The organism is Pseudomonas lundensis, from assembly GCF_002269125.1.
GTDB lineage: Bacteria > Pseudomonadota > Gammaproteobacteria > Pseudomonadales > Pseudomonadaceae > Aquipseudomonas > Aquipseudomonas lundensis_A.
The window spans coordinates 22,459-35,281 of the sequence record NZ_NQKI01000020.1; the positions used below are offsets into that span (position 1 = coordinate 22,459).

General features: G+C 57.8%; 14 protein-coding genes. 7 read left to right on the plus strand and 7 right to left on the minus strand.

Annotated elements, in window-relative coordinates:
- Positions 1 to 47: 47 nt before the first annotated feature.
- The 3 genes from CJF39_RS13585 to CJF39_RS13595 all read right to left on the minus strand — a co-directional run bounded on the left by CJF39_RS13585 (position 48) and on the right by CJF39_RS13595 (position 1,609).
- A complete protein-coding gene (locus CJF39_RS13585; protein ID WP_094993893.1) occupies positions 48 to 716 on the minus strand; it encodes a GNAT family N-acetyltransferase in 669 nt (222 codons plus the stop codon).
- Positions 717 to 767: 51 nt separating this feature from the next.
- On the minus strand, positions 768 to 1,322 hold the full coding sequence (locus tag CJF39_RS13590) for a UPF0149 family protein (RefSeq protein WP_094993894.1): 555 nt from the start codon (positions 1,320 to 1,322) through the stop codon (positions 768 to 770).
- Between the two features lie 98 nt (positions 1,323 to 1,420).
- Positions 1,421 to 1,609, minus strand: coding sequence for a hypothetical protein (locus CJF39_RS13595; RefSeq protein ID WP_230683706.1), 189 nt, complete (start codon positions 1,607 to 1,609; stop codon positions 1,421 to 1,423).
- A 14-nt stretch (positions 1,610 to 1,623) separates the two neighbouring features.
- Here CJF39_RS13595 and CJF39_RS13600 point away from each other — a divergent pair, with 14 nt between their 5' ends.
- The 4 genes from CJF39_RS13600 to CJF39_RS13615 all read left to right on the plus strand — a co-directional run bounded on the left by CJF39_RS13600 (position 1,624) and on the right by CJF39_RS13615 (position 4,103).
- Complete coding sequence (locus CJF39_RS13600) at positions 1,624 to 1,812, plus strand: hypothetical protein (protein ID WP_230683706.1); 189 nt, start codon at positions 1,624 to 1,626, stop codon at positions 1,810 to 1,812.
- 98 nt (positions 1,813 to 1,910) lie between these two features.
- On the plus strand, positions 1,911 to 2,465 hold the full coding sequence (locus tag CJF39_RS13605) for a UPF0149 family protein (protein ID WP_094993894.1): 555 nt from the start codon (positions 1,911 to 1,913) through the stop codon (positions 2,463 to 2,465).
- Between the two features lie 51 nt (positions 2,466 to 2,516).
- On the plus strand, positions 2,517 to 3,185 hold the full coding sequence (locus CJF39_RS13610) for a GNAT family N-acetyltransferase (RefSeq protein WP_094993893.1): 669 nt from the start codon (positions 2,517 to 2,519) through the stop codon (positions 3,183 to 3,185).
- 66 nt (positions 3,186 to 3,251) lie between these two features.
- Entirely contained in the window at positions 3,252 to 4,103 is an 852-nt protein-coding gene (locus CJF39_RS13615) for a CAP domain-containing protein (protein WP_094993892.1), read from the plus strand.
- Positions 4,104 to 4,200: 97 nt separating this feature from the next.
- Here CJF39_RS13615 and mqo read toward each other — a convergent pair whose 3' ends face one another.
- Positions 4,201 to 5,850 (minus strand): malate dehydrogenase (quinone), encoded by a 1,650-nt coding sequence (mqo, locus tag CJF39_RS13620; protein ID WP_094993895.1) that lies wholly within the window; start codon positions 5,848 to 5,850, stop codon positions 4,201 to 4,203.
- 572 nt (positions 5,851 to 6,422) lie between these two features.
- Here mqo and CJF39_RS13625 point away from each other — a divergent pair.
- Complete coding sequence (locus CJF39_RS13625; RefSeq protein WP_094993890.1) at positions 6,423 to 6,794, plus strand: hypothetical protein; 372 nt, start codon at positions 6,423 to 6,425, stop codon at positions 6,792 to 6,794.
- A 3-nt stretch (positions 6,795 to 6,797) separates the two neighbouring features.
- A complete protein-coding gene (locus CJF39_RS13630; protein ID WP_094993889.1) occupies positions 6,798 to 6,980 on the plus strand; it encodes a DUF1289 domain-containing protein in 183 nt (60 codons plus the stop codon).
- A gap of 38 nt (positions 6,981 to 7,018) precedes the next feature.
- On the opposite strand, the gene CJF39_RS13635 is transcribed toward CJF39_RS13630, so the two are convergent.
- Both CJF39_RS13635 and CJF39_RS13640 read right to left on the minus strand, forming a co-directional pair.
- Positions 7,019 to 8,398, minus strand: a complete 1,380-nt coding sequence (locus tag CJF39_RS13635; protein ID WP_094993888.1) for an NAD(P)-binding domain-containing protein — start codon at positions 8,396 to 8,398, stop codon at positions 7,019 to 7,021.
- A 414-nt stretch (positions 8,399 to 8,812) separates the two neighbouring features.
- A complete protein-coding gene (locus CJF39_RS13640) occupies positions 8,813 to 11,005 on the minus strand; it encodes a GAF domain-containing protein (protein WP_094993927.1) in 2,193 nt (730 codons plus the stop codon).
- A gap of 239 nt (positions 11,006 to 11,244) precedes the next feature.
- Here CJF39_RS13640 and CJF39_RS13645 point away from each other — a divergent pair, with 239 nt between their 5' ends.
- Entirely contained in the window at positions 11,245 to 11,715 is a 471-nt protein-coding gene (locus CJF39_RS13645) for an FAD/FMN-containing dehydrogenase (RefSeq protein ID WP_094993887.1), read from the plus strand.
- 72 nt (positions 11,716 to 11,787) lie between these two features.
- Here CJF39_RS13645 and CJF39_RS13650 read toward each other — a convergent pair whose 3' ends face one another.
- Positions 11,788 to 12,708, minus strand: a complete 921-nt coding sequence (locus CJF39_RS13650; RefSeq protein ID WP_094993896.1) for a hypothetical protein — start codon at positions 12,706 to 12,708, stop codon at positions 11,788 to 11,790.
- Between the last annotated feature and the right edge of the window lie 115 nt (positions 12,709 to 12,823).

Genomic DNA, 12,823 nt, shown 5'->3' on the forward strand with positions numbered 1-12,823 from the left:
GGTGCGCCCATGATGCGTTATTTCACCCGTTGTTTGGCAACCGCATTTCAGCGCGTGTGTTCGGTCACGAAGGCGCGTGCCTTGGCGGTGAGTTGGTCGATCTGGCGGTCACGCTTTTTTTCGGCGTCGATCATGGCTTTTTTGCCGTGCCGGTTGAGCAGGTAAGTGTGAATCTGCCGCACTTCGGTGGAGCGGTAGACCGCCGACACATCCAGCAGGGCCATCAGCCCGTCGGTGCCGTGGTCGCGTGTATTCATCACAATCTGCGGCCCGCGGGCACCCAGCACCTGAAAGCCCAAGGCCTCGAATTGCGCCACGTTGCGCACGCTGCACGTGAGCTCGGTGTGGGGGTAGCGGCGGGTGACTTCCTGCACCATTGCCCGGGTGACAGCCGGGGTGCTGGCGGCCATGTAGGCGATGCCACAGGCCTGAGGGTCGTCCTTCACGGGCAGGTACAAGGCAAAGCCGGTCACGGTGGCCGGGTTCTGTTCGTCCGTGGCCACGATCAGCTCTACGGTAATCCCTTTGCTCCCCTCCAGTGCCTCCAGGTACAAATGTACTTCGAAGCCGATGGTGTATTGATAGATGTTGTAGAGCAGGTTGCTGGGCGTGATTTCCATCATGCTCAGCTCGGTAAGCTGGTCCACCACGCGTTGCAAAATCTGGCTGCTGATGGGTTCGCTGACCGGTGTATCAAAATGAGTAAAAAGCGTCATGGGGCCTTTATCTGCAGGTCTCTGCGTGAGTGGAGGTCGGGGGCCGCGGGATCAGCGCTGGCTCAGCCAGTAGTCATGCAACGCGCGGGCGGCAGGCGCCAGATCGCTGACCTGTTGCTGATGCGCTGCGACGTCCAGATCGGCCGGCAGTTCAAAGTTGTCCTGTTCGGCGCAGTCTGAAATAGCCTGCAGTAAACCCGCCTGAATGGCAGGCAAGGGCGCCCAGTTGGCGACGGCAACGCCGCGCAGGTAACCGAAACACCATTCTTCTGCCAGCGTCACGGCCTGCCCGAGATGCTCCGTCTGTTCGAAGCGCGGCACAAATGCCTGACTGCCTTGTGCCAGTTGGACAGCCAGCGTGTTGAGGTGCCGCACGCACAGGTCAATGAATGTCCGGGCCTCTTGCGGGGTTTCCCATTCAGGGTTTTGACCGCCCCAAATGGCGGGGAACCACTCAGCAATGTCCACCTGCGCCGGGCCAGAAACCAGTGCTGTGAAGTAGCCGTCGAGTTCGCTCGGGTTAAGGACCGAATGGTCGTCGCCGTACTTCAACAACGTGTCTTCAAGCGAGGCAAAGTCGGCAGCATTCAAGGGGTGGGTGTTCATGGACGAGTTCCTGTACCGGGCGCTTTGAGCTGGGCGCTGAAAAAAAAGCGCAGAATGCCGTGAGACGCGGTGTTTGACCCGCGCGCGGGCTCAATAAATCAATCGACTTTAACGATCGACGCCAATTCGTAGTATTTAAATTTGGCTTTGGCCAAGGCTTTTTTGGCTTCTTGCTCGGCATCAAACCGGCTCAAGGATTTTGAGTCATGAATGAATTGGGTCACTTCGCCGTCGTATTCCTTGCTGACGTTCATGGTGACGCGCAACACCGGGCCTCTGCGTTTCACCGGAGCGCGCTCCGGTGAAACGCAGAGGCCCGGTGTTGCGCGTCACCATGAACGTCAGCAAGGAATACGACGGCGAAGTGACCCAATTCATTCATGACTCAAAATCCTTGAGCCGGTTTGATGCCGAGCAAGAAGCCAAAAAAGCCTTGGCCAAAGCCAAATTTAAATACTACGAATTGGCGTCGATCGTTAAAGTCGATTGATTTATTGAGCCCGCGCGCGGGTCAAACACCGCGTCTCACGGCATTCTGCGCTTTTTTTTCAGCGCCCAGCTCAAAGCGCCCGGTACAGGAACTCGTCCATGAACACCCACCCCTTGAATGCTGCCGACTTTGCCTCGCTTGAAGACACGTTGTTGAAGTACGGCGACGACCATTCGGTCCTTAACCCGAGCGAACTCGACGGCTACTTCACAGCACTGGTTTCTGGCCCGGCGCAGGTGGACATTGCTGAGTGGTTCCCCGCCATTTGGGGCGGTCAAAACCCTGAATGGGAAACCCCGCAAGAGGCCCGGACATTCATTGACCTGTGCGTGCGGCACCTCAACACGCTGGCTGTCCAACTGGCACAAGGCAGTCAGGCATTTGTGCCGCGCTTCGAACAGACGGAGCATCTCGGGCAGGCCGTGACGCTGGCAGAAGAATGGTGTTTCGGTTACCTGCGCGGCGTTGCCGTCGCCAACTGGGCGCCCTTGCCTGCCATTCAGGCGGGTTTACTGCAGGCTATTTCAGACTGCGCCGAACAGGACAACTTTGAACTGCCGGCCGATCTGGACGTCGCAGCGCATCAGCAACAGGTCAGCGATCTGGCGCCTGCCGCCCGCGCGTTGCATGACTACTGGCTGAGCCAGCGCTGATCCCGCGGCCCCCGACCTCCACTCACGCAGAGACCTGCAGATAAAGGCCCCATGACGCTTTTTACTCATTTTGATACACCGGTCAGCGAACCCATCAGCAGCCAGATTTTGCAACGCGTGGTGGACCAGCTTACCGAGCTGAGCATGATGGAAATCACGCCCAGCAACCTGCTCTACAACATCTATCAATACACCATCGGCTTCGAAGTACATTTGTACCTGGAGGCACTGGAGGGGAGCAAAGGGATTACCGTAGAGCTGATCGTGGCCACGGACGAACAGAACCCGGCCACCGTGACCGGCTTTGCCTTGTACCTGCCCGTGAAGGACGACCCTCAGGCCTGTGGCATCGCCTACATGGCCGCCAGCACCCCGGCTGTCACCCGGGCAATGGTGCAGGAAGTCACCCGCCGCTACCCCCACACCGAGCTCACGTGCAGCGTGCGCAACGTGGCGCAATTCGAGGCCTTGGGCTTTCAGGTGCTGGGTGCCCGCGGGCCGCAGATTGTGATGAATACACGCGACCACGGCACCGACGGGCTGATGGCCCTGCTGGATGTGTCGGCGGTCTACCGCTCCACCGAAGTGCGGCAGATTCACACTTACCTGCTCAACCGGCACGGCAAAAAAGCCATGATCGACGCCGAAAAAAAGCGTGACCGCCAGATCGACCAACTCACCGCCAAGGCACGCGCCTTCGTGACCGAACACACGCGCTGAAATGCGGTTGCCAAACAACGGGTGAAATAACGCATCATGGGCGCACCCCGTTCAGAGGAAACCTGCATGCGCGTTCCCGTCACCCTCACCCGCCTGGCCACTTTTACCTCCAGCGTGCTCGTGGCCTGCTCGGTCATGGCCAGTGAAGAATCGCAACTCGTCGAGTCGATCAATACCTATCGCAGCCACCTTCAGAAGTGCGGCGGGCAAGTGTCACAGGAACTGCCGCCTCTGGCCGCTGATCCGCGCCTGATATTGCCCGCCAACCGCTTTGGCGACCTGCAACAAGTGCTCGCCAGCAATGCTTATCCACTGGTCAATGTGCAGGCCATTAGCCTGTCCGGCCCGCGTGATGCACAGGCGGCGATGAAAGCGGTGCAAGAAAGCTTCTGTAACGTGGTACTCGACCCGCAATTCGTCGACATCGGCGTCAGCCGCAACCAGCGCGAGTGGCGCATCGTGCTGGCACGCCCCTTGTTGACCGGACGTCTAGGGGATTGGCAAGTTGAGGGCCAGCAGCTGCTGGCGCTGATCAACACTGCCCGCAACCAACCGCGTCAATGCGCAACACAGGCGTTTGCCGCAGCCGCCCCGTTGACCTGGAACGCTACGCTGGCCATTGCGGCCGAAAGCCACACGCGAGACATGGCCAATACCAATTACTTTGATCACATGAACCGTGACGGCAGAACGCCAGGAGATCGTGCAGAGCTGGCTGGCTACAGTGCGCAAAGCGTTGGCGAAAACATCGCCGCCGGGCAAGACACGCCGACCAAGGTGGTCGATGGATGGCTGGCCAGCCCCGGGCATTGCGCCAACATAATGAACCCGCAGTTCCGCGAACTGGGCGCGGCCTATGCGGTCGATCCGAAAAGTGATGCGGGGATTTACTGGACGGCCCTGTTCGGTACGCCGTGAATCGGCGTCCGCTCATTCAGCGGGCGTTGTATCGAGGGGGAGTCAAACGTTACAACTGAAAGTGGCCCCACCCAACATCGTTGGGTGGGGCTGCTTTTTACAGGGCCATATCAGCCGCTGGGTTGCTTGGTGCTGGCTTGGCCGGCGCTTCAGCTGGCGCTTGCTCAGCAGCGGTGGCTGCCGGAATTGCCGGTGGAGGCGTCAATTGCAGCGTCTCAGCCGTGTAGGCCCATTCCTGCGCAACGCGCTCTGGCGAACCGTTCAGCTTGGTGCCATAGCTTGGCACGATCTGGTGCAGCTTGGCTTGCCACTGCGGCGAAGCCACCTTGTCCTTGAACACGGTTTCCAGCACGGTCAGCATGATCGGTGCCGCAGTGGAGGCGCCGGGCGAAGCGCCCAGCAGGCCTGCAATGCTGCCATCTTTGGCGCTGACGATTTCGGTGCCCAGTTTCAGCACACCGCCCTTCTCTTCGTCTCGCTTGATGATCTGCACGCGCTGGCCGGCTTGCCACAGACGCCAGTCTTCAGACTTGGCATTCGGGAAGTACTCTTTCAACGCGTTGAAACGGTCTTCGTCCGACAGCATCAACTGACCGGCCAAGTATTCAACCAATGGGTATTGTTCGATACCGACTTTGGTCATTGGCCAGAAGTTGTGGGTCGTGGTGCTGGTCAACAGGTCGAAGTAAGAACCTTCTTTCAGGAACTTGGTCGAGAACGTCGCGAATGGGCCAAACAGAATCACGCGCTTGCCGTCCAGCACGCGGGTGTCCAGGTGAGGAACCGACATGGGTGGCGCGCCGACCGATGCTTTGCCGTAGGCCTTGGCCAAGTGTTGTTCGGCAACTGTCGGGTTCTCGGTCACCAGGAACGAGCCGCCTACCGGGAAGCCCGCGTATTCCTGAGCTTCAGGAATACCGGACTTCTGCAGCAAGTGCAGTGCACCGCCGCCCGCGCCGATGAACACAAACTTGGCATCGGTCTGAGATTCGGTGCCGTCCTTCAGGTTTTTGTACACCACGCGCCAGGTGCCATCTTCGTTGCGCTTGATGTCTTTGACTTCGCTCGACAGGCTCAGCGAGAAGTTCGGTTGGGCTTGCAGGTGAGCAGCGAACTGACGCGTGATTTCACCGAAGTTAACGTCCGTACCGATCGGCGACCAGGTGGCTGCGATCTTCTGGTTCGGATCACGGCCTTCCATCATGAGCGGGACCCATTTTTTGATCTGGTCCGGGTCTTCGGAGTACTGCATGCCGGCGAACAGCGGGCTCGCCTGCAGTGCCTCGTAGCGCTTTTTCAGGAACTTGATGTTGTCATCGCCCCACACAAAGCTCATGTGCGGCGTGGAATTGATGAATGAACGCGGGTTCTTCAGAACGCCGTTCTTGACCTGCCAGGACCAGAATTGACGGGAAATCTGAAACGCTTCATTGATTTCAATGGCTTTCGGGATTTCAACGTTGCCGTTTTTGTCTTCCGGGGTGTAGTTCAGTTCAGCCAGTGCCGAGTGACCCGTACCCGCGTTGTTCCAGCCATTGGAGCTTTCCAGCGCCACACCGTCCAGACGCTCGATCATCTGCATCGAGGTGTTCGGTTCCAGCTCATTGAGCCAAACGCCCAATGTGGTGCTCATGATGCCGCCGCCAATCAGCAAAACATCAACCTGTTTGGGCTCGGCTGCCTGCACGGAGGTCAACCCCATGCTCAGCGCGAGGCCCAGTAGCCCCTTGTTCATTTTTTTTAACATTTTGTAGTACCTAAGATAAAACATCATCTACCCGGCACGCGGTTCATGAGCACTATCAACTCACCACAGGCTGATCGCCTGCAGTCGAGCCCTCAGGCCTTGAACGGGTAGATGGATAAAGGCCTATGCACAACTATAGACCCCACGTTTATGTACCTTGGGTGCTGATCTCTTATTAATTATTGGCTTCAGCGACTTGGGTGACATTTATGATATGTGTCAGCTATTGATGGCCACGGCCTAATCGGATTGCCTCCGCCCAGCTCCTTCGCAACCACCAACCGTTTCGCTATTCCCTTGCATCCGACCGCCTCGCGGTTCCTTCCGGGGAACTGCGTGAACATGAGTATCCGGGGTGGCCAGCCTCAAAACCGCGACATTCTACCTCAGGTGGCCCTTTGGGCGAAAATGCATCTTTTGCGGTTTTTTCAGGCAGCTGAATCGTTTGCGACGTGGGTTTGCCCACGGTTTGCAACCCCGCCCCAACACAAGCGCACAATCAACGATCCGCCAGTACAAGGCTTGGCGTATGATGGCCGGCTTTTCAGCACCGCCAGCCAACAGGATGATTCATGTCACTCAACAAACGTAATCAGGCGCAAATTGAACGCCGCCTGGTTAAAGCCCTGACCGAGGCCTGCGAAACCGCCAAACATCAAATCGACGGGTTTGTCTGGCTGACCCACGCCGTCGACCATGAGGCGTTTGCGACCAGTCTCAAAGTGGTGTGGGTGTTCGATACGCAAAACAACAAGGACTTTGCCCTGGCCGACGGAGAAGCAGGCTACATGGTTGAGCTGACAGAAAAGGCGTTCGACAAAGCCAATGTCAACGTGCGCAACGTAGCCTCCCATGTGTATTTCGACTCCGAAGAAGAATGCCAGCGCACAGACGCCGGTCAGTGGCCACAACGCCTGGCGCGCAAAGGCGCGGGTCGCAAGTAAGACGTGGCCAAAGATATCGAAAACCCGTGTGTAGCCACCTGCCAGCTCAGCGGGGACGTATGCGTGAGCTGCGGGCGCAACAAAGAAGACATCAGAAAGTGGCGGCGCATGAAACGCCCGGAAAAAATGGCGGCCGTGCAACGCGCCAGCGCCCGCTTGAAAAGCCTGCAAAAAAAGAAAGGCTAAGTTGCCTCTGGCCACATCAGGAGCCAGAGGCTGCGCCGTCAACGTTGACGCAGTGTATTGACGTCACCCTTGCCCGCCGTTTCGCGCAAATATTCTTCCATCGAATCATCCAGCGCCTGCAACCAGCGGGTGTGATGAGGCACCGCTAACGTGCCAGTCATGACTGAACGGTAGGATTTGTCGCGATAGCCCATGATGTCGCGCTTCTTGTCAGTCTTCCATTTGAGGAAGATCTGATTCACAGCGTCGATATCAAAGGCCGGGTAATCCGTATGCTCGATCAGGTGCTTGATGTAACGGCCCTGGAACTCGTACATCGAGGCGGTGGAGTGCAGACGTTCTTCCTGCTCGCGCCACGAGGCACTGTCGGCCTGCATTTCGGATATTTCAGGCAGGTTGATGCGACCCAGAATGTAATCGCGCACAAACCAGGCCTGAGCATCAAATAGGTTGAAGCTGTACCACAGGTCTTGCATGCCGAGGTAGATCAACTGCGGGTTCTGCTCCCAGATCACGCCTTTGTACAGGCCCAGCGGCCACAGGCGATTACCTGTAGTGAGGGTCAATTCATCCGGCAGAAACGCGAAGTGATGTTGATAGCCGGTGCACAGAATGATGGCATCCACGCGCTTGCTGGACCCATCGGCAAAATACGCGATGTCTCCCTCGACCCTGTTCAGCAGCGCACGCTCTTCCCATCCCTTGGGCCATGCGTAACCCATCGGTTGCGTGCGGTAGGTGCTGGTGATCGAACGTGCGCCGTACTTGTAGCACTGCGAGCCGATGTCCTCGGCCGAATAGCTACTGCCCACGATCAGCAAGTCCTTGCCCTGAAATTCGGTGGCTTCACGAAAGTCATGGGCATGCAGAATTCGCCCGGAAAAACGTTCGAACCCGGCAAACTCCGGCACGTGCGGCGTGGAGAAATGCCCACTGGCCACGATCACGAAATCAAACGTGTCCGTCGTGCTTCGCCCGTTGGCGTAATCGTGAGCAGTCACGGTGAATTGCCGCGATACCGGGTCGAACGTGACGTGTTTGACCGCCGTATTGAAACGAATGTAATCACGCACGCCGGCCTTCTTGACCCGGCCCTGGATGTAATCCCACAGCACTTCACGGGGCGGATACGAAGAAATTGGTCGACCGAAGTGTTCATCAAAACTGTAATCCGCGAACTCCAGGCACTCTTTGGGACCATTGGACCAAAGGTAACGGTACATGCTGCCGTGCACCGGTTCGCCGTGCTCGTCCAGGCTGGTGCGCCAGGTGTAGTTCCACATGCCGCCCCAGTCGGCTTGCTTCTCGAAACACACCACATCCGGCATGGCCGCACCCTTTGCATGGGCTGACTGAAAGGCACGCAGTTGCGCCAGGCCGGACGGGCCTGCGCCAATAATTGCTACACGAATAGACATCGAATTCCCTCAACAGGTTGAACGCTGAATCATTGGAAACCCTCGCGTGAACACACTCGATGAGCGCGGCGAGAGGACAATCAGGCATCAAACTGAAGGGGGAGGTACCGCGCGGCTGCGCTTGCGGGTGACCAGAGCGTCCCGCAGCGAAGTGGGTGGCAAATGAAAACGCGTCGCCAGTGTCTGGCAGAACGTAGCCACTAAAACAGGAAGGGTGTGCAGCTGGATCGGCCTGGTTACGTCACTGCGTTGCGCAGGCGTAAGGCCGCAAGTGTCAAAGATACGTGTGGTCTCATGCATCGGGCTTGTTGAGCCTCTTTTGGTTATGAATGCCTTTCTAGCTATAACGGATGGAGACAGGGATTACAAGTTTGAGGCGTATTTCAGACGCTTTGCTCACTAGAAATAAAGCCGTCAGCGCTTGAGGGTTATTTTCTCTAACATCTGCGAAATCTGCTCGACTGAGTAGGGTTTAGGCAGAAACTCGAAGCCATCGTAACCGTCGAACGCCAGCTCTTCGCTGTAGCCGGAGGCCAGTATGATCGGCAAATCTGACCGCCGTTTGCGCATCTCCTTGGCCATTACCACCCCCGTCATGCCTGGCATGACCACATCCGAAAAAACCGCGTCAAAAGCCATGGCTTGCGGCCCGATCATTTGCAGTGCCGCTTCGGCATGGGTGGCCCAAGCCGTCTCATAGCCCAGGTCCTGCATGATCTGTTGTGCAAAACGCCCCACTTCCAGGTTGTCTTCCACAATCAGGACGCGAGGTTTCTCGGCTTCAGGGTCTGAAGGTGCAGGCACGCACACGCTGGATTCAACCTCCGCAAGCGCATCAACGCTGGCTCGCGGAAGGTACAGGGTGAATACCGACCCCTGATCGAGGACACTTGAGACGTCCACATTACCCCCGGACTGCTTGGCAAACCCGAACACTTGCGACAACCCGAGTCCCGTGCCTTTGCCCACTTCCTTGGTGGTGAAAAAGGGTTCGAAAATCTGCGTCAGCATGCGCGTGGAAATACCGATGCCCGTGTCGACCAACGAGATGGCAACAAAAGGTTCGTCGGAACCTGCATGCCCCCGAATGGCAGGCAAGGTGGTGGTGTCATTGAGCCGCAGCAGGAGCGTGCCCTGCCCTTCCATGGCATCCCGTGCATTGAGCGCCATATTGATTAGCGCTGTCTCGAATTGGCTGGCATCGGCGCGCACATAGCAGGCTTCGGGCGGTAATTCGACCGCCACATTGATTCTGGCCCCAGTGATGGTCTCCAACATGTCGCCGATATCACGGATGCGTTGGCCGATCTCGAATACCTGCGGGTTGAGCGGCTGGCGCCGGGCGAAGGCCAGGAGCTGGCCGGTCAATTTGCTCGCACGCTCGACGGTGTCTGACACCGCGTTGACGTAACGCTCCCGGCGCGCATCCGACAGGTTCGGCATGCGCAGAAAATCCACCGACGAACGAATAATTGTCAGCAGGTTGTTGAAATCATGGGCTACACCGCCCGTGAGCTGGCCGATGGCCTCAAGCTTTTGCGATTGATGCAACGCCGCTTCAATGTGCAGCAAACGTGCACTGCGCTCCTGTACGCGCTGTTCCAGCGTGGTGTTGAGCTGCGCAAGCTCAGCCAGACCGGCGCGCACGGCGGCATCGGCGCGCGCACGCTCAATGTGCGCCCATGAGCGTTCTGTCACTTCACGCAACAATGCCACTTCATGGGACGACCATTGTCGCGGCGATTGATCGTGCACTGACATTAACGCTGTCAGCCGTCCGCCTTTGATCAAGGGCAGGCAAACAGTGGCCTTGACACCCAACGCGGTGAAACTGGCGGCATCTCGTGCAGGCAGTTCGGCCTGCGCGTCGTTGATGACCAGCGGCTGTCCGGCTTTCAACCGGGACGCTGCTTCCTGACCGAAATCCTCCAGACTGTATTGGCCCACAAGGCGGGTGGCGCCCTTCGCCAGCCAGTTGTCACGAATAAAGAAGGTATCTTCGTCCGCCTCCAGGTCGGCGTAGGCGCAATGCGTAACGCGCAGGTGATCGGCAAGCTTGCGCATGGTGATTGCGAGGATTTCCTGCGGGTCACTGGCATTGACCACTGCACGGCCGATCGCGTCCAGCACCGACAGACGCTGGGTCATGTACACCGTCGCTGTGGTTTCGGTCACGGTATCAATCATGCCGACCACCTGGCCGGCGGAGTCGCGAATCGGGCTGTAGCAAAAGGTGAAGTACGCGAGCTCCGGACGCTCACTGCGATGAATCACTACCGGGAAATTTTCGATGTACGTCGCTTTGCCCGCGAAGGCCAGGTCGGCAATCGGACTGATCTCATGCCAGGCCTCGCTCCAGATATCGCTAAACGCACGACCCAACGCTTGTGGCTTGCTCCCCAGAATGGGCACAAAGGCGTCGTTATACAGCGTGGTCAGGGACTCGCCCCACACGATGCACTGCGGAAAATGCGAATCCAGCATCAACGCCACGCTGGTTTTCAACACATCCGGCCATTCGGTTAAAGGCCCGAGCGGCGTGCTGGCCCAATCATGCGCTCTGATTCGCTCAGCCATCGCGCCATCGTGTTGAAGCCAGTCAGTCATTACGCCGCTACTCTGATTACTGCCATTGATCGGTGAAACGCCGACGATGATAAGCCAGTCGCACAAATTGTGCTCCACTCGCCGTCGTGTCACCAGACACCCTTTGTCATACTTTTGGACAGCAGCACGACAGTACAGGTTCTACTCACAGGGCTTGCGGGCTAACATGCCGCGCTACGACTAATGGCCATACGCTGTTAGCGATCTGAATCAACCGTCATGAACAGAAGGATTGAACGTTGAAAATTGTACTTGCGCTGTTATTGAGTGCGGTATCCCTGCTGGCTCAGGCAGCCAACATCGGCGATGCGTTGCAGCCCTGGGCGCTTAAAGACCAGTTCGACCAGACGCAGGCCCTCGATAAAAACACCCGCATTCTGTTGGTGGCGCGCGACATGAAGGGGGCTCAATTGGTCAAGGCGGCGATAGAAGACCAGCCCAAGGGCTACCTGGAAGCACGCCATGTTGTGTTTCTCGCCGATGTCCACGGCATGCCTTCGCTGATCGGAAAGCTGTTCGCCATTCCATCCATGAAGGGATACAACTACCGCGTCGCGCTGGACCGCGACGGCTCGATTGCCAGTCGATACCCCGGTGACAAAAAGCAAATCCTGTTTCTGCAGCTGGACAATGGCACCCTGGTTTCACAGCAGGCCTTTACAACAGCCACGGCATTGCGCGAAGCGCTGGATAAAGCGCCGACTGACTGATCCGCGCCGCGCCCCCCGCCTTTTACTTGCGCCACCGCCCCCGACGGGGACCGCGGCGCAGGTGCTTGGCTTTCAGCCTTGCTTCACGTCAAAGCCACGTCCGGTCCATGTATAGATGTCGACGCCCTGCACACTCGGGCAGCATCGCGGGTCATCCGGGCCACTGGTCAGGGTACTGACAGCAACCTGCTGACCCGGGGCGGCCTTGATGTCTGTTACGGCTCCGGACACCACTGAGTGCCCCTGGTACATCCAGCCTGCGCCCGAGCGGTAAAAACCGGCCAGACTCTGGTAAGAACCGTTACCACCACCCTGCCCTTCAACCGTGAACAGCACCACGGCATCTGGCTGACTATCTTCATTCAGGTCCATGTAAATGACCTGACGGCTATCGGTGTATTCCGCGCCACCCTCTTTGGCTATTTCTGACGCAATCAAATTGTTTATCGCCGCTTCAAGGGCGGCCTCGGCTTGCCCGGCCACAGGCTCAGCGACAGGTTGCGCAGGACTTGGGGCATATTTTTCAGCGCCTTTTTCAGTCAGGGTCAGCCCTTGTTTCTTACCCTTGGCGATAAATTCGGCCATCAGCGCGCCTTGCATCTCTTTCAGGTCCTGGCCGGAGAACTCCATCATCCCTTTGCCACTCAAAGGCTGCGCATCCCCGAGGAACCAGCGCGAAAAGAATCCGGGACGCACCGATTCCAGCTTATCGACCAACTGATCAGTGCGCTGTTCAACCAGACCGGTCCACAGTGAGCCTGCCTCCTTGCCCAATGACTCGACCAACTCTCCCTCTTGCGCCAACCAGGCTGACTTGGCTTGCTCCAGTAACAGGATGTTGTAATCAATGGTTTTGCTGACACAGGTGTTGGTGAATGTGCCCATGCACTCCTGACGCAATGCATCACGCGCCATCGCAACTTTCACATCGCTGTAAACCCCACAGCCTGACAACAGAACGATCAAGCCAATCGTAGAACCCATGCGTTTCAAGGTGCTCTCCTTAACGCCTGGAGACCTCCAGGCGACACTCCATTTATGTGATCGGGCACAGGGCCATCGCCTTCGTTATCGGCAGGTGCCAAAAGGGCTTGAGTAGCAGGCAAAG